This is a genomic window from Luethyella okanaganae (assembly GCF_042660285.1).
Taxonomy (GTDB): Bacteria; Actinomycetota; Actinomycetes; order Actinomycetales; family Microbacteriaceae; genus Luethyella; species Luethyella okanaganae.
Window position 1 is genome coordinate 1,001,240 of record NZ_JBHSTP010000001.1, and the last position, 16,639, is coordinate 1,017,878.

At 64.3% G+C, this 16,639-nt stretch carries 15 protein-coding genes and 4 tRNA genes; 11 read left to right on the plus strand and 8 right to left on the minus strand.

The features are described 5' to 3' along the window. Positions 1–5: 5 nt before the first annotated feature. Complete coding sequence (locus tag ACFQB0_RS04685) at positions 6–380, minus strand: winged helix-turn-helix transcriptional regulator (protein ID WP_386728182.1); 375 nt, start codon at positions 378–380, stop codon at positions 6–8. Between the two features lie 272 nt (positions 381–652). Between ACFQB0_RS04685 and ACFQB0_RS04690 the strand changes: the two genes are divergently transcribed. Continuing rightward, the gene (locus tag ACFQB0_RS04690; RefSeq protein ID WP_386728185.1) at positions 653–1,012 is read left to right on the plus strand and encodes a luciferase domain-containing protein; all 360 of its coding nucleotides are present in this window, start codon (positions 653–655) and stop codon (positions 1,010–1,012) included. Positions 1,013–1,170: 158 nt separating this feature from the next. Here ACFQB0_RS04690 and ACFQB0_RS04695 read toward each other — a convergent pair whose 3' ends face one another. Together ACFQB0_RS04695 and ACFQB0_RS04700 are read right to left on the minus strand one after the other, a co-directional pair. Beyond that, positions 1,171–2,442, minus strand: coding sequence for an alpha-L-fucosidase (locus ACFQB0_RS04695; protein ID WP_386728187.1), 1,272 nt, complete (start codon positions 2,440–2,442; stop codon positions 1,171–1,173). A 102-nt stretch (positions 2,443–2,544) separates the two neighbouring features. Beyond that, on the minus strand, positions 2,545–3,648 hold the full coding sequence (locus tag ACFQB0_RS04700; RefSeq protein ID WP_386728189.1) for an ROK family protein: 1,104 nt from the start codon (positions 3,646–3,648) through the stop codon (positions 2,545–2,547). Positions 3,649–4,162: 514 nt separating this feature from the next. On the opposite strand from ACFQB0_RS04700, the gene ACFQB0_RS04705 reads away from it, so the two are divergent. The 3 genes from ACFQB0_RS04705 (at position 4,163) to ACFQB0_RS04715 (ending at position 9,182) form a co-directional block, all read left to right on the plus strand. Continuing rightward, a complete protein-coding gene (locus tag ACFQB0_RS04705) occupies positions 4,163–6,241 on the plus strand; it encodes a hypothetical protein (RefSeq protein ID WP_386728192.1) in 2,079 nt (692 codons plus the stop codon). 118 nt (positions 6,242–6,359) lie between these two features. Further along, positions 6,360–8,348 carry a hypothetical protein gene (locus ACFQB0_RS04710; RefSeq protein WP_386728195.1) on the plus strand — a complete coding sequence of 663 codons (1,989 nt, stop codon included), beginning with the start codon at positions 6,360–6,362 and terminating at the stop codon, positions 8,346–8,348. Between the two features lie 432 nt (positions 8,349–8,780). Beyond that, a complete protein-coding gene (locus tag ACFQB0_RS04715; RefSeq protein ID WP_386728197.1) occupies positions 8,781–9,182 on the plus strand; it encodes a hypothetical protein in 402 nt (133 codons plus the stop codon). Positions 9,183–9,299: 117 nt separating this feature from the next. Here ACFQB0_RS04715 and ACFQB0_RS04720 read toward each other — a convergent pair whose 3' ends face one another. From ACFQB0_RS04720 to ACFQB0_RS04735, 4 genes are all read right to left on the minus strand, one after another. Then, positions 9,300–9,563: a hypothetical protein gene (locus ACFQB0_RS04720; RefSeq protein WP_386728199.1), complete on the minus strand. Its 264-nt coding sequence runs from the start codon at positions 9,561–9,563 to the stop codon at positions 9,300–9,302. Further along, the gene (locus ACFQB0_RS04725) at positions 9,560–10,597 is read right to left on the minus strand and encodes a DUF2599 domain-containing protein (protein WP_386728201.1); all 1,038 of its coding nucleotides are present in this window, start codon (positions 10,595–10,597) and stop codon (positions 9,560–9,562) included. The genes ACFQB0_RS04720 and ACFQB0_RS04725 overlap by 4 nt, the downstream gene beginning before the upstream one ends. A gap of 181 nt (positions 10,598–10,778) precedes the next feature. After that, positions 10,779–11,105 (minus strand): DUF4190 domain-containing protein, encoded by a 327-nt coding sequence (locus ACFQB0_RS04730; RefSeq protein WP_386728204.1) that lies wholly within the window; start codon positions 11,103–11,105, stop codon positions 10,779–10,781. Between the two features lie 139 nt (positions 11,106–11,244). Further along, positions 11,245–11,317, minus strand: a tRNA-Val gene (locus ACFQB0_RS04735). Between the two features lie 206 nt (positions 11,318–11,523). Between ACFQB0_RS04735 and ACFQB0_RS04740 the strand changes: the two genes are divergently transcribed. From ACFQB0_RS04740 to ACFQB0_RS04750, 3 genes are all read left to right on the plus strand, one after another. Further along, positions 11,524–11,595 (plus strand) — tRNA-Gly (locus tag ACFQB0_RS04740). A gap of 54 nt (positions 11,596–11,649) precedes the next feature. Further along, positions 11,650–11,723, plus strand: a tRNA-Cys gene (locus ACFQB0_RS04745). Between the two features lie 24 nt (positions 11,724–11,747). Continuing rightward, positions 11,748–11,819: transfer RNA gene (locus tag ACFQB0_RS04750), tRNA-Val, on the plus strand. A gap of 156 nt (positions 11,820–11,975) precedes the next feature. Here the strand turns inward: ACFQB0_RS04750 and ACFQB0_RS04755 are convergent. Continuing rightward, positions 11,976–12,395 (minus strand): hypothetical protein, encoded by a 420-nt coding sequence (locus ACFQB0_RS04755; protein ID WP_386728206.1) that lies wholly within the window; start codon positions 12,393–12,395, stop codon positions 11,976–11,978. Between the two features lie 138 nt (positions 12,396–12,533). Here ACFQB0_RS04755 and thrS point away from each other — a divergent pair, with 138 nt between their 5' ends. The 4 genes from thrS to pdxT are packed head-to-tail and all read left to right on the plus strand — an operon-like array spanning position 12,534 to position 16,633. Further along, positions 12,534–14,477: a threonine--tRNA ligase gene (gene thrS, locus ACFQB0_RS04760; RefSeq protein WP_386728208.1), complete on the plus strand. Its 1,944-nt coding sequence runs from the start codon at positions 12,534–12,536 to the stop codon at positions 14,475–14,477. A gap of 1 nt (position 14,478) precedes the next feature. Next, complete coding sequence (locus ACFQB0_RS04765; protein WP_386728210.1) at positions 14,479–15,051, plus strand: HIT family protein; 573 nt, start codon at positions 14,479–14,481, stop codon at positions 15,049–15,051. A gap of 48 nt (positions 15,052–15,099) precedes the next feature. Beyond that, entirely contained in the window at positions 15,100–16,002 is a 903-nt protein-coding gene (gene pdxS / locus ACFQB0_RS04770) for a pyridoxal 5'-phosphate synthase lyase subunit PdxS (RefSeq protein ID WP_386728213.1), read from the plus strand. A gap of 13 nt (positions 16,003–16,015) precedes the next feature. After that, positions 16,016–16,633, plus strand: coding sequence for a pyridoxal 5'-phosphate synthase glutaminase subunit PdxT (gene pdxT, locus ACFQB0_RS04775; protein ID WP_386728216.1), 618 nt, complete (start codon positions 16,016–16,018; stop codon positions 16,631–16,633). Positions 16,634–16,639: the final 6 nt, after the last annotated feature.

A 16,639-nucleotide genomic window follows, 5' to 3' on the forward strand; every position in this document is an offset into this window, starting at 1 on the left:
CTCCGCTACTTCTGGTCAAAGCGGTCGCGTGCGTCCAGCACTGCATGAAGATGGTCCTCTGACCATGCGGTGAGGGTTCGGAAGATCGGCGTGAGCGTGCTGGCGAGCGGTGTTATCGAGTACTCGACACGTGGCGGTATCTCGCGGTGGTAGGTGCGTTCCACCAGCCCGTCGCGTTCCAGCCGCCGGAGGCGTTCGGTCAGCACCTTCGGCGTCACCGCCGGAATGTGTGATTGTAGCTCGCCGAATCGCATGTGCTGATGCTGGGACAGGAGCCACAGCACGTGGGACGTCCAGCGTGCGAAAACCAGGTCGACCACCGGCTCGAACGGACAGGGATCACCCGCTAAGTGATCTTCGTCGACCATGTCGATCTCCATGTGCTTTCTCCTTGGTAACTACTATCTTGAGGATAGTATCGTGGTTTGTGGGGTGCTGTCCACCGTCCGTGGAGGCGCCTCTGGCTCCGGTCGCAGATGGTCGAGGCCGCGTCACCGAGTATCACAGCCCAAGGAGGGCACAACCCATGCACACGGAAACCCCGGCGCTCCCGATGCGTCAGAAGCCACGGCCGACAACCACCCCTCGGACTCCGCATATCCAGTTGGATCAGTATGCGCCAGCCGAGTTGCAGGCAGAGCTATGGAGTCGCATGATCGCGCTCGAGGGCGTCCGAGAGGGGAAAAGCGGGGTGTCTGCGCCCTCGTCCCTGGCGCTCTATCTTCGGCGGGATCTCGCCACCGGGCCGAGCAATGCGTTCTTTGTCGGAACGGAATTCGCCCACCTGCATGGCGACGGAAGCGGGAGTCTGCACCTGTCGCTGCCGCTGAACCTGGTTGAAGAGGTTTTCACCGCAGGTTGGGGTGAGCAGCATCCCGTGGTGAAACTGGGCGGACCACCGAACTGGGTCATGCTGTTCGGCCCGAGAGACCGGGCAGAACTCGACGTCGTCTGGGGACTTGTGCATGCGAGCTACGTGTTCGCACGAGGCGATGGGTCCGCTGCACGATGAGGCGGGATGTCCTCGCGTCAACACCTTCGCCATCGCCACGCTGCTCGCCACCGCCACCATGGGCATGCGCTGGCGTCGGCAAACATTAGGAACGGTGGGGCGGTCCACAGAGAATGACTGGTTGGAGGACCACAGTGAACGGTGATGCCTCCACGCTTTCACTCTCGCCCCGCGCCTCGGTAGAGGTCGACGGGCTGGTCGTACTCGAGCTTGAACACGGTCGTCAACGTGTCGCTGCAGCCGGCGGGCACATCGACGTAAAGCATCCCGGGCACGTCCTCAATGCCGGGGGTCGCGCGAAACCTCATCTGGCGGTCGGTGCCGAGCATGGTGACTCGACGTGGCACCCCTCGAACGCCGCGCACTTCGAGAAAGTCCACCGGCGGGTCGAAGGCAAACAGGTAGAGCGTGTGCCGGTCGATGCTGAGCGTCGAGGCACCGTGGAAATGTCCGGGCGGCAGTCCCGCGCCGGTGGGGAAGATGGCCTCCTCATGGCGGCGTATCCACGATCCGAGCGCTCGGAGGCGCTCGCTCTGTTCCGGCGTGAAGGTGCCATCCTCGCGGGGTCCAATGGCCAGCAGCAGGTTGCCGCCTAAGCCGATCACCTCGGCGAATAGGCGCACCAGCTGCCGCACCGACTTGTGGTTGTCGTCCTGCGGCTGCCATCCCCACGAGTCGTTCATGGTGACACACAGCTCCCACGGGCCCGTCGGCGGAACAATGGGGATGCCTTGTTCCGGGGTGGCGTAGTCGCCATGCTCGGACAGTCTGCCGTTGAGCACGGCAACGGGCTGCGTCCGCTCGAGCTGGGCGCTCAGACGGGTCAGCTGCCACTGCTCGGGGTCGCGTTCCCATTCGCCGTCGAACCACAGAAGGTCGAGCGGGCCATAGCGTGTGCAGAGTTCGTCGAGCTGGGCCTGGTTGAACTTCAGGAACCGCTGCCATGCCCAGGGATCCTGCTGGTCGGCAGGTGCGTAGGCCATGCGGTTGCCTGCGTGCTCGGGGTGCTTGATGGTGTCCGGACGCACGGACGCGTAGTCGGGGTGCGACCAGTTGGACAGGGAGAAGTACAGGCCCACCCGCAGCCCTCGCTCGCGCATCGCCTCGACATAGGGGGCGATCAGATCACGGCCTGCGGGTGTTCCCCTCACCGTGGTGAGGTCACTGACCGCGCTGTCGAAGAGGGCGACGCCGTCGTGGTGGCGCGCGGTCAATACGGCGTAACGGGCTCCTGCCGCCTCGAAGAGTTCTGCCCACTGGCGCGGGTCGTACGACTCGGCGGTGAAGCGCTCGGCCTGCGCCATGTAGGTGTCGTATGGGATGGTGCCGAGGAAGATCGGCCAGGATTCGCCGGTGCCGTCGACCGAGTAGACGCCCCAGTGGATGAATATGCCCAGCTTTGCCGCCGGGAACCATTGCTGCATCGCCATCGTAGGCTCAGCTCCTTTCGTGTACACCGGTTACGGACCGTCGCGGCAAAGTGCGCCGCGTTCACGTCTCTGCTGTTGAACAAGCGGGGTCTGCGAGCACGTCTAGGGCATCGGCACGAGTGTCGGGTCCTGGTAGACGATCCTGAGGGCTTGCGCTGCCGCACCGCGCAGCGCGGAGCTGTAGCCAAAGGTGGAGGCGACTACCCGGTTGCTCGGCGGGGTGGGGGTCATCGCTCGTGCGTCCAGGCCTGCCTGCACGAGGCCCAGGTAGTGGTCGCCGAAGAAGGCGAAATAGCCGCCAAGCACGATGAGGCTTGGGTCGAGCAAGTCCGTGATGATCGCAATCCCGTCGGCGAGGCTCTTGGCCGTGCGGCCAAACGCCTCGACGACGCGCTGATCGCCGTCCTCCGCCCGAGTTCGCAGTTCGCCCAGGCGCTCCTCGATGTGTCGACTGGGATCCCGGACCGGATCGTCAGGGTCGGCCGCGAGTTCGAGAAAGGCGCGCAGCCCGATGGTGAGCTCCCAACAGCCCCGTCGCCCGCAGGGGCAGCGGGACGTCGGCGGGCCGAGAGCCATGTGGCCGACCTCGCCCGCATGCCCGGCGTGTCCTCGCAGCAGTTGGCCCTTGACGATGATCCCAGCACCGATGCCGACTTCACCGATCAGGTAGACGAGGTCCTGCTCGCCCTGCCCGGCAACCCGAGCGTGCTCGGCCACCGCTCCGACGCGAACGTTGTTCTCCAGTTGGAGCGGCGGCACGTGCTCGCCGAGGTGCTTCTGCAACTGTCCGATGACGTCAACGTCCCTCCAGCCGATGTTCGCGGAGAACACCAACATGCCGGCATTGACGTCGACCATTCCCGGGACTGCGACGCAGGCTCCGACGACATCGACATCCCGGTTGCGCATCCGTCTGAATGCTTGGCGCAGGACCCGGGCGAGCTGATCGAGCGTCTGTGCCGGTGTCAGTGCGGGAACGTCAATCGCGACGTTGCGCCGGAACAGCACCTCGCCTTGGAGATCCTCCGCGATCACTCCAATACCCGTCGGACTCACCTCGGCACCAAGGGCGCAAATCGTGCGGCCGTCGAGTTCCACCACCTGCGCAGGTCGACCGATCGCGCCGTCGCGTTCGACGTGACCGTCGCGCACCAGGCCCCGGGCTTCCAACTCCGCCACAAGGGTCGAAATCGTTGCTTTGGGCAACCCAGTGTCCTGGCCGATCCTAGGCCGCGACCGGGCACCGTGATCACGAAGAAGCCGAAGGACGAGGCCAAGGTTGTTGCGCCGGATTCCTGATCGATCGGTCGCCACAGGCATCATCGACGGGCGCCTGTCGCGGTGCTGCCCAACCAAGACCTTCCCCCTTCAGACGTTGAGAAAATAAGAATACTAGTCGAACTTACTCCCACCCGCCGCGGCGGCGGTAGCGCGTCGAGATGTCGTCAGGGATGGCATGGGCTTTCCGCTTGTTCGGGTTGGTCGGCCTCTTGCCAAGGGGACCGGAGTCCACTAAAGTCTGGGCAATTAGTTCGACTATTGTGTGAACTAAAAGAAGGGAGGTCAAGAGGCTGGCCAACCCGGATCGGTCGGTGAACCATGTCAGCCGAACGGAATACGAGCGATGAGCACGCACCCATTCGGTGCCATGAGACACGGACTCTTCAACCACCTGTTCGGGCCCTGTCACTGCAAAAGCACGACACCCAAGGAAGGCTTCATGGTTACAGAATCGCAAGAGCCGGCTGAACCAATCGCCGGGCACACCGCCAACGGGCTCAGTCGTCGCCGGTTCGTCATCGCGGGCGCCGCGGGCACGGCGGGGTTGCTGATGACCGTCTCGTTCGGTCCGCCCGCCGCCGCGGCCGCCACGCCCGCGACGACGGATGGTTCCCTGGCGGATCAGGTGGATGACCTCGAACCCACCGAGATCTACTCAACGTCCTTCGAGGACTCAACCGACAAGACCTGGATCAGCGGCTCGACGGGCTACGACACCAGCGCCCAGCACACCGGGGCCGCATCGCTGCGCTACGCCCGCACCGACCCCACATCGTACGTGATTCCGTCCGCGCTGGTTGCGGCGTCGCCGGCACAGAAGATCACTGCATCGGTCTACATCAAGACGGCGGGCCTGGTCGGCACAGGTGGTGCGACCCTGGCGCTGGAGGCCTACTCGAGCACCGGCGGCTGGCTGGGGGGCCGGTACATCAACGGCATCCAGGCCGCTGACTGGACCAAACTGCAGCTGGACGCCTACGAGGTCCCGAAGGACGCCGCCAAGGTCGCCGTGCTGCTCTACATGGCGCGCGGCACCACCGGGACCGCCTGGTTCGACGACCTATCGGTTCTGCGGATGCCGCCGCGGCTCCTGCAGGCGGTGGTCGCCCGCCCGCCTTACCGCGGCACGCTGCTTCCCCTCACTGGCGAGGACCAGCAGATCCAGATCCAGGTGGCCTTGCAACCGGTCGATGGAGACACCTCGCGCCACGACATCCACGTCGACCTGTTCGACGCCGACGGCGGGGTGGTTGACTCCCACGCCTACCCCGGAGCGCCGACGATGGGGTACACGTACGACGCCACCCGACTTCCCTACGGCGACTATCGGCTTCGGGTACGGGCGGTCGCCGCGGGCACGAGCAACGTCGAGCAGGAGCGACTGTTCCGGATCGCGAAGGCTCGACGGCAGGACGTGCCCCTGTCCTATTTTGACGGTCACGGCCGCTTGGTCCGTGACGGCCGCCCGTTTTTTCCGCTCGGCATCTACGACGGCACCCGCGGGTCGAGCCCGGAGAAGGTCATCCAGAACCTGGACGACATCCGCGGGTCGTTCAATACGGTCATGGATTACAACCCGCCCACCCGGCAGACGCTCGACCTGGCCCACGATCTCGGGATCTCGTACATCTACTCGATCAAGGACTTCTTCTACAACTCCGTCCAACCGGAGAAACCGGACGCCATCCGTGCCGAAGCGGATGAGATCCCCTACATCGAGCAGACCGTGAAGCAGTTCCGGAACCACCCGGCTCTGCTGGCTTGGTACGTCAACGACGAATTGCCGGTCGAACAGTACGGTCGACAGCTGGTTGCCCACTACAACGCGGTGGTTGCCAACGACCCGCACCATCCGGCGTACGCGGTCGACTACATTGTGCGGCCCGCGGACCTGCAGCTGCGGACCGCCGATGTCATCGGGATGGACGATTACCCGGTCCGTGGAGAACCGGGTGACGCCATCGATTCGGTGGGGAGGCTCGTGGGCCAGGAGGTCGAGATCTACCCCAACCGCGGCCAGTGGTCCGTGATCCAGTTGCACAACCTGGGCAATTACGGACAACCGGGCACCCGCCCGCCGACGCTCGCCGAGGTGCGCAACATGTCGTGGCAGGCGATCACCGTCGGCGCGACCGGCCTGCTGTATTACTCGCGGTTCGACCTCGAAAGGGACGCCTCTGGAGTCCCGTACCAGACGCTACTGGACAACGCCAAGAGCGTGGTCAACGAGATCGCCGGATTGACCGACGTGATCCTGTCCACCCGGAGACTTCCCGGCGTGAGCGTCGCGGGCGGTTCGGGACTGCTGTGGACCACCCGTGTACACGGCGGCACGTCCTACCTGATCGCCGTGAATCCTACGAACAGCGACAAGGGCGATGCTACCTTCACGATTCGCGGCCTCCGGGCGATCCGTCCGGTGGGGGCGAGTACCTGGCAGGCCATGCGTGGGTCGTTCACCACGGCACTGTCCCCTCTGGCGGTGCTGATCTACGAGCTCAGGACCACCGGAAGCTGAATGCACAGGGGCGAGCACATCGAGCACGGCGCCAGCCCCCAGCCGATCTCGAGCGACCTGCCAGTGCCGATCGCCCCGCCCAGAACCGCGCCACTCGACCGTAGAGGAGAAATTGATCATGAAGAACTCAGGCCACACCCCCGATTTGACCCGGGACGGCGAGGACCGGGAACTTGGAGTTTCCCGGCGAACGCTGGTGCTCGGCGGCACCGCGAGCGCCATAATCGGGCTCGTCGGCCCGGCCTTGCTTTCCAACCCCGCTCACGCAAGCCAGCAGGCCAGTGCACCGGTGCCCGCCGCGGCTCTGCTTGACACGACACCGGAGGTCGTCTACCAGACCTCGTTCGAAGACTTCTCAGACGCCGAGTGGGTGTCGGACTACACCGCCTACGACTCGACACAGTACCGCACCGGTGCTGCATCGCTGCGGTACACCCGGACAGACAGCTCCACCTATGTCTTCGCCGGCAGGAAGATCTCAGGGACCACCGACGCCTACGTTCCTATCTCGGTCTCCGTGTGGGTGAAGACCGCCGACATGCAAAACGGCGGGGCTTCAGTCTGCGTGGAATGGTATGCCGAGGACGGAACCTTCCTCACCGGCGGCTACACCGGCACGACCCAATCCTCCGAGTGGGTCCAGCTGACCGTCCCGCCACAGGCAGCACCGGCCGAGGCCGCCTATATGAAGGCCATCTTCTTCCTGAGCCGCGGCGCCACCGGGTCGGCCTGGTATGACGACCTCATCATCACCAAGTACACCCCGAAACTCCTGCGGGCCACGCTGGCCGCCCCGACCTATCGGGGCCTGCTCATCCCCGGCGAACACAGCGAGATCGACCTGCGGATCGGGCTCTTCCCGCCGGCCGGCACTCGTGCCGCCGACTACCGAGTGCAGGTCGAACTGAGCGACGCCGCCGGCAGGCGCGTCGACGCCAAGTCCTTCGGCGCCAATTCGCAGCTGAGATACACGAGCCCGGTCTCACGGCTGCGGTACGGGTCCTACCAGCTTCGAGTGAGCGCCAGCACCAGCGACGGTGTCATCGCGCAGGAGAAGACGTTCCCCCTTCGCAAACTCCGCGCGAACGAGGTGCCAACGACCTATCTCGACTCGCACGGAAGGGTCCGGCACGACGGCGAGCTCTACTTCCCGATCGGGGCGTACAACGGGCCGACCACCGTGCAGAACCTCGACGATCTCAGGTACGCCGGGTTCACGACGGTCCTGTCCTACCACGTGCCCTCCCCGCAGATCCTCGACGAGACCCAGGCGCGCGGGCTCACGACCCTGTTCATCCATCAGAATGCCGACGCCAACCAGGTCAACGACTACAAGCACCACCCCTCGCTCCTAGGCTGGTACATCAACGATGAGAACCCCGCCGACAGCGAGGCCGACCGTCTCCGTCCGCGATACACCTCGGTCACCGACAACGATCCCAACCACCCGACCTACTCGGTCGACTACCGCGTCTGGGCCGGTGACGACGCCCAACACGTCACCGACGCCTTCGGCACGGACCCGTATCCGATCTTCGGCAAGCCGACCGACATCCCTCGCCGCGTCTTCACCCACACCGAGGCAACCGTCCGAGAGTTGCCCAACACCGCGATCTGGCCCGTCATCCAGCTGCATAACCTCGGCAACTACAACCATTTCGGGGTGCGTCCTCCGAACCTGATCGAGGTCCGAAGCATGTCGTGGCAGGCCATCGTCGCCGGCGCGACCGGCCTGCTGTACTACTCCCGTTTCGACATCGAGACCGACGTCAGCGGTATCCCGTACCGCACGCTGCTGGACGACGCGAAAACGGTCGTGACCCAGGTTCGGGAGCTGTCACCGGTCATCCTCTCCACCGAACGAGTGCCGACGATCCGTGTCGCTCACGACAATGAGCTGCGTTGGACCACCCGACGCCTCGATAATCGCGACTACCTGTTCGTGGTCAACCTGTCCAAGGAGGCCCGCTCCGTCTCGTTCGCCGCCCCGGGGAATGACCCCGTGCAGGTGCTCTACGAACACCGCAGCCTGAACAAGGCTCAGGGCGCGTACACCGACGACATCGAAGGACTCGGGGTGCGGCTCTACCAGATGTCCGTTATCTAGCCCGACCGGCCCTGCCGGGGGTCACCGGCGCGCCCGCACCACGTGCGGACGCCCTGCTGGCCCCCGCCGAGGCGGCCAAGGCACGAGTCAGGAGCAGTGATCGGCAGGGCACGCTCACCCCGACCGAGCCGGCTTTCGTCGGCGGTGACTGCCACGAGCTCTGCATGAGCATCGACGATTCACCGCGGTGGATCGCGAATCAGGCGTTCCGTCGACGGGCGGAAGGTAGGACGCGGATCCGCACGATTGGGCTCGAACAGGGCAAAGAGAGCGTACGAAGCGGTCCGTCAAGATGCAAGCAATCTGCGTGCAACTTGCAAGAAATAAATCCCTGGTCAGAGTTGATTTTAACAATCCTCCTGTACGTTTTCCCCGTAACCAACACCGTAGGCATCACGATGCCGAACTACGAGAGAAGACACGGAGCGCAACATGTCCAACGCCGTCACGATCCTCGTTCCACCGACAATCGCTGTGCGATTCCAGCAGGTCACCGCACCCCGACCGATGAGCGCCTACGTCAACGGAGCGCGTACCGATATGCCCAAGACGAACGCGAAGGGCGAGCCTCTTCACGGGTTCGAGGCAACCGTCAACTGTGAGCTATTGGGAGGAACGGTCGGCTCTGTCCGAGTCAGTACACCCTTGGCTGAGTTGCCGGTCGTCGAGTTCGGGCAGATTCTCACCCTGACCGAGCCCGTGCTCACTATCCGGAACAATCGCGACGGGTACGATCTCGGCGTTTCGATTGAACTCGAACGGAAGCTCCCGTGGATCGGCTGGCTCCTCGGCATCGCACGGAACCCCGTCTACCAACCGCGCCACATGGCGTAACAGGACCCCGCCTCACGTAGAACGGCGTCGGCCGACCCCCGTTACAGGGACCGGCCGACGCCGCTGGTTCCGCACCCGGAGGGTGTCAAGAAACGCGAAGCGTTCTACCGCAGACGCCTACTCGCGAGACCTACTCGCGGACACTAAAGCGCCCAATCCGAAGATGATCGCACCGGTCACGAACACCGCGGCCGCGATGAGGGTGACCCCGACGAGGTCCAGTGGCCAGCGGGGGCCGTCCTCGTCAAGGCCCGAAACCTCAAGCCCGAGAAACCAGCCACCAATGACCAGATACAGGAACAGCGCCGCAAGGACTAACCCGCAGGCCGCTAGTGCCCACAGGCACGCCTTCGCAGCCCCGATAAAGGTGAACTTCATCACGGGTTGCAACGATCCCAGAGGTTGAGTTGCGAGCTCCAGCTCTTGTACGGCCGCCACGATTCCATATTGTACGTGCCAGGTTCGGCAAGGTTGCCGATCACGTGGCAGTAGAACTGCTCACGAATCGTGGAGGTCAGCCGCCAGACGTTCGTCTGCAAGCGGTTCTGAAGTTCCTGCCAGTGCGCGGTGAGATGAACCCCGCCGCTGTAGAACCGTCCCCACCAGGTCGGGTTCACGTTGACGACCCATCCGCGACTGTGACTGCTGACCCACGCCTGACTGATCAGCTGCTGGCCTGCCCACGGGTCGGCAACAACCGGATAGGCGCTTTCGTTGTCGTGCTCGACGACCTGCGTTAGCGTGTTTCCGTCGAGTTCGTAGCGGCTCGGAACATCGATCCCATTGGCGTCCTTGGCCCAAGCGGGCGCGATTCCACCGATCCACGTCCCCTCCGCGGCAGTGAAGGAAATCGCACCCGTGGCATCGTCAAGGGTGACCGTCGCACCCTCAGGAGTGTGGAGCGGATACTCATAGCGAGTCGGTGCGTCCGCACTGACGATCACGGTCGTGATCTGCACCGAGCCATCGTCCTTCACAACAGGGACGGTGGTTGAGCCGTCGCCATTGTCGTAGGACACCACACCGGGAGCCTCCACGACCGCATTGTCAGCGTCGTCTGCGTTCGGCAGCCCAATCTGGATCACCTCGTCACCCTCGCCGAGGGCGATTCCCTCTGACGGGTCGACCGGTATCTCAACCGGCGTCGTGGTGCCGGTTGCTTCGACCTCGACAGCAACGTCGCCGGCAGCATCGGTCGGCACGTCCGCGACCGCCTCAAGCACCTCCGGCGCAGCCTCCTGAATCGCGGCCAACACGTCCAACTCAGATTCAGTCGCACTCGCAGGTGCCGCCAGCCCCGCCGTCATCACCGCGACAGCCGCGATCCCGGCCATGTATTTCAGTTTCGTACGCAAGTACGCACTTCCCCATTCTTTTCGTCCTGAACGTTGAAAACAGCCAGCAAACTCCGGCACTGAACTGTCGATCGACAGAGCTTAAGATCACCGACTGGTCATGAACGTAGTGCACACTGATATGTCTGCGATAGGTATGTCACATTTCGACAGGCCTCCGACGTCGGTTTCGAAGCGCCACTGCAAACGCCCCGCGCCTCACTTTCCAGGTGAGGCGCGGGGCGCTCTTCTCGGCTGTGCGCTACCAGATACTTCCCGCGCCAATAAGCACACTGAGGAGGCTCACGCAGGCAAGGACGAGACCGGCAATCGCCTCGCCCTTGCCGACACCGCCGAGAGTCGCAGCTCGGTTGATGCCGATGATGCCGAAGATGACGGCGAGGGTGTCGGGGACTCCGCCGAGCACCCAGCCGATGAAGAACGGGATGCCCATGAGCACGAACCCGCAGATGCCGAGCACAAGGGCTGTGGTCGCGTAGCCGTTCTTCGGGGGAGCAGCCACGACGTAGGCGGGGTGCGGGTACATGCCGGGCGCGGGCTGAGCCGGCGGCGTCTGCTCGTAGGTCATGGCACGAGTTTGCCAGAACCCCGCGCGGTCGTGTGGCGATGCCCCTCGCGGCGGGTTGCCCCTAGCCGTGCCCCTCGCGCGGCGGCTGCCCCTCGCCGTAGAAACAAAAAAACCCCGGATGACCGGGGGTTTCTCGGTGTGGGCGATACCGGACTCGAACCGATGACCTCTTCCGTGTGAAGGAAGCGCGCTACCAACTGCGCCAATCGCCCTGGCGAGGCACGTCACCGTGACCGCGAATACCGATACTAGCCGACAGGGGTGCGGCAACGCACGTCGGCGCGTCGTGGAGCGGTTCCGGTTGTGTTTCCTCCGCGCGCACTCGGTGAAGCGCGGAGGAACACGCCAGGGCTCCATCGGTTTGGCTATCGTTGCGGCTATCGGTTAGAGTTTCTGAGCACGCAGAAATGCGGGTGACGCGGATGTGGCGCAGTGGTAGCGCATCACCTTGCCAAGGTGAGGGTCGCGAGTTCGAATCTCGTCATCCGCTCGAATAGGATCGGCCGAAGGGCTGGTTCTCTTCATTTGGTGGTGAACCCAACACGGTGGATTGGCCGAGAGGCGAGGCAGCGGCCTGCAAAGCCGTATACACGGGTTCGAATCCCGTATCCACCTCCAAGCCGCGACACTGGTCGCAGCCTTGGGCGATTGGCGCAGCGGTAGCGCGCTTCCCTGACACGGAAGAGGTCACTGGTTCGATCCCAGTATCGCCCACCGGAGCACTTCGAACTTTTGGGTTCGGGGTGCTTTCGCGTTCTTCGGCATCGATCCTGTGACCTCGCGACGGCATGCGCCGCCGTCGCGCTGGTTCGATCCCCGTATCGCCCACCAGGCTTCAACTACTCGAACACCTCAGGGAACCTGTCACAGCTAGCTTGACAACGAACGGGTGGAGATTGGGGTCTTACCGTATCGGGCGATCAGCAGAAGAAGCAGCGCGGCACCTGAGAGCAGGCCGTCCGCGATCCCGGCGGGAAGCATGAAGATCATCAGCACCAGCGTGACGACGCAGTTGATAGCCGAGAGAGCGAACCCCCACATACGGTTCTTCAGCAGTCCCACAGAGCCGACAATGCGAAGCGCACCGAAAATGCCGCTCATCACCATCATCAAGTAGAGGTTTTCGTTGAAGAACGGCACGATGAACGAGAAGCCATGTGCCACGATCGTGGCATCGACGTTGAAGGCAATCAGCACTCCGAGGCCGATAAACGGCAGCCCCTCCATCAGTGCGCCCTGGACAAGTTGCAGCCAGGCGGCCCACCTCAGTTGGCGAAACTCGATGCTCATTGTTCCCTGCTGTTGCATAGCTTCCGAGTTTACTTGCGGTCGGGAACATCCGCCCCGTGCGACCGCACGGCTGTCCATAGTGGCGGCACTAAAGTTGACAGGGTCCGTGACTCAGCGGCAACCAACAACAGGGAGTGGATGAAGGTGGCTGACGGCTTCGAGCTTTTCACCGACCGGTCCGTTGTCGCGATGCGCGTCAACGGTGAGCTGAAGGACCTCGCCACCCAGACCACGACCACCGATGTGGTCGAGCCGGTCACGATCGACTCGCCCGACGGTCTCTCGATCCTCCGGCACTCGACCGCGCACGTGCTCGCGCAGGCCGTGCAGACGATCAACCCCGAGGCCAAGCTCGGCATCGGCCCGCCCATCGCCGATGGCTTCTACTACGACTTCGACGTAGCCGAGCCGTTCACCCCCGAAGACCTCAAGGCCCTCGACAAAGAGATGGCCCGCATCATCCGGAGCGGCCAGCGATTCATGCGCCGCGTCGTGACCGATGACCAGGCGCGCGCAGAGCTCGCGGGTGAGCCCTACAAGCTCGAACTCATCGAGCTGAAGGGTGGGGCGTCGGTCGGCGACGACAACGAGTCCGTCGAGGTCGGAGGCGGTGAGCTCACGATCTACGACAACGTCGACCCGAAAACCGGCGAGCCTGTCTGGAAAGACCTCTGCCGGGGCCCGCACGTGCCGAGCACCCGCATGATCGGCAACGGTTGGGCGCTCTCACGTGTCGCCGCGGCGTATTGGCGCGGTTCCGAGAAGAACCCGCAGCTGCAGCGCATCTACGGCACTGCCTGGCCGACGAAAGACGAGCTGCGCGCGTACCAGCATCGCCTTGAGGAAGCCGCGCGCCGTGACCACCGCAAGCTCGGCGCCGAGCTCGACCTCTTTTCGTTCCCAGAGGAGATCGGTTCTGGCCTGCCCGTCTTCCACCCCAAAGGCGGCGTCATCAAGCGCGAGATGGAGGACTACGTCCGCCGCCGTCATATCGAAGAGGGCTTCCAGTATGTCTCGACCCCCCACATCACGAAGGCGCACGTCTTCGAGCTCTCTGGGCATCTGCCGTACTACAAGGACACGATGTTCCCGCCGATGGAGCTCGAGAACAGCGAGTACTACCTCAAGGCGATGAACTGCCCGATGCAGAACCTCATCTACCGCTCGCGGGGGCGCAGCTACCGTGAGCTGCCCCTGCGGTTCTTCGAGTTCGGCACCGTTTATCGCTACGAGAAGTCGGGCGTCGTGCAGGGCCTGACCCGCGTTCGCGGCCTCACCCAAGACGACTCGCACAGCTACGTCACGCCCGAGCAGGCGCCGGGTGAGATCCAGCACTTGCTCGACTTCGTGCTCGGTCTCCTGCGTGACTTCGGCCTCGACGACTTCTACCTCGAGCTCTCGACGCGCGACGCGAACTCGGAGAAGTTCAAGGGCAGCGACGAGCAGTGGGACGTGGCCACGAACGTGCTGCGCGAGGTCGCCGAGGCATCGGGTCTCGAACTCGTGCCCGACCCGGGCGGCGCCGCCTTCTATGGCCCGAAGATCTCGGTGCAGGCGCGCGATGCGATCGGCCGCACCTGGCAGATGTCGACCATCCAGTACGACTTCAACCAGCCAGAGGGCTTCGGTCTCGAATATACGGCGGCCGACGGCACTCACCAGCGGCCGGTGATGATCCACTCGGCGAAGTTCGGCTCGATCGAACGGTTCTTCGGCGTGCTCACCGAGCACTACGCCGGGGCCTTCCCGGTCTGGCTCTCGCCCGTGCAGGTCGTCGGCATCCCCGTCGCGGAGGACTACGCGGAGTACCTCGGCGAGGTGATCCTGCAATTGAAGGAGACGGGTGTTCGTGCCCAGCTCGACGCCTCCGACGACCGCATGCAGAAGAAGATCCGCACGCATACGAAGGCCAAGGTGCCGTTCCAGCTCATCGCAGGCGACGAGGATCGGGCCAACGGTGCCGTCAGCTTCCGTTTCCGTGACGGCAGCCAGGAGAACGGCGTACCGGTAGCGGACGCCATCCGCCGAATCCAGGAGGCCATCGACACGCGTGCTCAGGTCACGACCAAGGGCCAGATCTGAGGTGGGCGACGAGTTCGAAGGCGTCGACGTCGAGAACAGCGGCGATCTCGCCGGCATTCCCGACGCGTTCCAGAGGCTCTGGACGCCCCACAGGCTCGTCTATATCCAGGATGGCCAACAGCCGCACAAGGACAACTGCCCGTTCTGCCTCGCCCCGGCGATGGACGATGAGAGGGCGCTGATCGTTGCGAGGGGTACGTATGCCTACGCCCTGCTGAACCTGTTCCCTTACAACAGCGGACACCTGCTGATCTGTCCGTACCGCCACATCGCGACGTACGACCAGGCGACTCCAGAGGAGGTCGCCGAGATCGGCGAGTTCACACAGATCGCCATGCGCGTTATCACCGAGGTTTCGCATTGTGACGGCTTCAACATCGGTATGAATCAGGGACAGATCGCCGGCGCAGGCATCGCCGAGCACCTGCACCAGCACATCGTGCCGCGGTGGGCGCTCGATGCCAACTTCTTCCCCATCATCGCCAAGACCAAGGCGCTCCCGCGTCTCCTCGGTGAGGTGCGGGAAGAGATCGCGAGCGTGTGGCCGGGTGTCGTCCAGCCGGACGAACGGTAGACGCACCGGCGCACGATCACCCTGTGCCCAAGGAATAGGATTGAGAGCATGACTGAGAGCACTTCAAGCGAGCAGTTCGGCTCGAGCCGCGTCAAGCGCGGACTCGCCGAGATGCTCAAGGGCGGCGTCATCATGGACGTCGTCACCGCAGAGCAGGCGCGCATCGCCGAGGACGCCGGTGCCGTCGCCGTCATGGCGCTCGAGCGCGTGCCGGCCGACATCCGTTCGCAGGGCGGCGTCGCCAGGATGAGCGATCCGGACCTCATCGAGGCGATCATCGCCGAGGTGTCGATCCCTGTCATGGCGAAGGCCCGCATCGGCCATTTCGTCGAGGCGCAGGTCCTGCAGGCTCTCGATGTGGATTACATCGACGAGTCCGAGGTGCTGAGCCCGGCCGACTACGTCAACCACATCGACAAGTGGGGCTTCAACGTGCCCTTCGTCTGCGGTGCGACGAACCTGGGCGAGGCGCTGCGCCGCATCAACGAGGGTGCAGCCATGATCCGCTCCAAGGGCGAGGCCGGCACAGGTGACGTCTCCGAGGCGACCAAGCACATCCGCAAGATCAAAGGCGAGATCGCGACCCTGTCGTCGATGAGCAAGGATGAGCTCTACGTCGCAGCGAAAGAGCTGCAGGCGCCGTACGATCTCGTCGTCGAGGTCGCCGAGACGGGCAAGCTGCCAGTGGTGCTGTTCACTGCGGGTGGCGTGGCCACCCCGGCGGATGCCGCGATGATGATGCAGCTCGGCGCCGACGGCGTCTTCGTGGGATCCGGCATCTTCAAGTCGGGCAACCCCGCGCAGCGTGCGGCGGCCGTCGTGAAGGCGACGACCTTCTATGACGACCCCTCGGTCATCGCCGAGGTCTCGCGCGGGCTCGGCGAGGCCATGGTGGGCATCAACGTGTCAGACCTCGCGGCACCGCACCGCCTCGCCGAACGCGGCTGGTAGACGCGGCACCTCGATGATCGTAGGCGTCCTCGCCCTCCAGGGTGACTTCCGCGAGCACGCGAATGTGCTGCGCACCCTGGGGGTGGATGTCTCTCTCATCCGCCGTCCAGAAGAGCTGACCGTCGTCGACGGTCTGGTCATCCCGGGTGGCGAGTCCAGCGTCATGGACAAGCTCGCACGCGCTTTCGGACTCGCCGAGCCGCTCAGGCTGGCGATCCGCGAGGGCCTGCCGGTCTACGGAACCTGCGCCGGTCTCATCATGCTCGCTGACACCGTACTCGACGCAATCGAGGGCCAGCAGAGTCTCGGCGGCCTTGACGTCTCAGTGCGGCGCAACGCTTTCGGCTCTCAGAACCAATCCTTCGAGACCGACCTCGACGTTCCGGCGATCGGGGACACGCCCGTGCACGCCGTCTTCATCCGCGGGCCCGTCGTCGAGTCGATCGGACCGGCGGCCACGACGCTGGCCGTCCTTCAGGACGGCCGGGTCGTCGCCGTCGAGCAGGGCAATCTGCTCGGCACCTCGTTCCATCCCGAGATCACCGGGGACTATCGCTTTCACGAATACTTCCTATCGAAGGTGGGCGCTCGGGGTCGCACACCGGATGTTCGAGGCTCGAAGGTCGGCTGAGCGGTC

Excerpts from the sequence above, each read along its gene's own strand:
- thrS (WP_386728208.1), top strand. The coding sequence starts at position 12,534 with ATGAAGGTGGCTGACGGCTTCGAGCTTTTCACCGACCGGTCCGTTGTC.
- pdxT (WP_386728216.1), top strand. The coding sequence starts at position 16,016 with ATGATCGTAGGCGTCCTCGCCCTCCAGGGTGACTTCCGCGAGCACGCG.
- ACFQB0_RS04685 (WP_386728182.1), bottom strand. The coding sequence starts at position 380 with ATGGAGATCGACATGGTCGACGAAGATCACTTAGCGGGTGATCCCTGT.
- ACFQB0_RS04690 (WP_386728185.1), top strand. The coding sequence starts at position 653 with ATGATCGCGCTCGAGGGCGTCCGAGAGGGGAAAAGCGGGGTGTCTGCG.
- ACFQB0_RS04715 (WP_386728197.1), top strand. The coding sequence starts at position 8,781 with ATGTCCAACGCCGTCACGATCCTCGTTCCACCGACAATCGCTGTGCGA.
- ACFQB0_RS04755 (WP_386728206.1), bottom strand. The coding sequence starts at position 12,395 with ATGAGCATCGAGTTTCGCCAACTGAGGTGGGCCGCCTGGCTGCAACTT.
- ACFQB0_RS04705 (WP_386728192.1), top strand. The coding sequence starts at position 4,163 with ATGGTTACAGAATCGCAAGAGCCGGCTGAACCAATCGCCGGGCACACC.
- ACFQB0_RS04695 (WP_386728187.1), bottom strand. The coding sequence starts at position 2,442 with ATGGCGATGCAGCAATGGTTCCCGGCGGCAAAGCTGGGCATATTCATC.
- ACFQB0_RS04730 (WP_386728204.1), bottom strand. The coding sequence starts at position 11,105 with ATGACCTACGAGCAGACGCCGCCGGCTCAGCCCGCGCCCGGCATGTAC.
- pdxS (WP_386728213.1), top strand. The coding sequence starts at position 15,100 with ATGACTGAGAGCACTTCAAGCGAGCAGTTCGGCTCGAGCCGCGTCAAG.
- ACFQB0_RS04710 (WP_386728195.1), top strand. The coding sequence starts at position 6,360 with ATGAAGAACTCAGGCCACACCCCCGATTTGACCCGGGACGGCGAGGAC.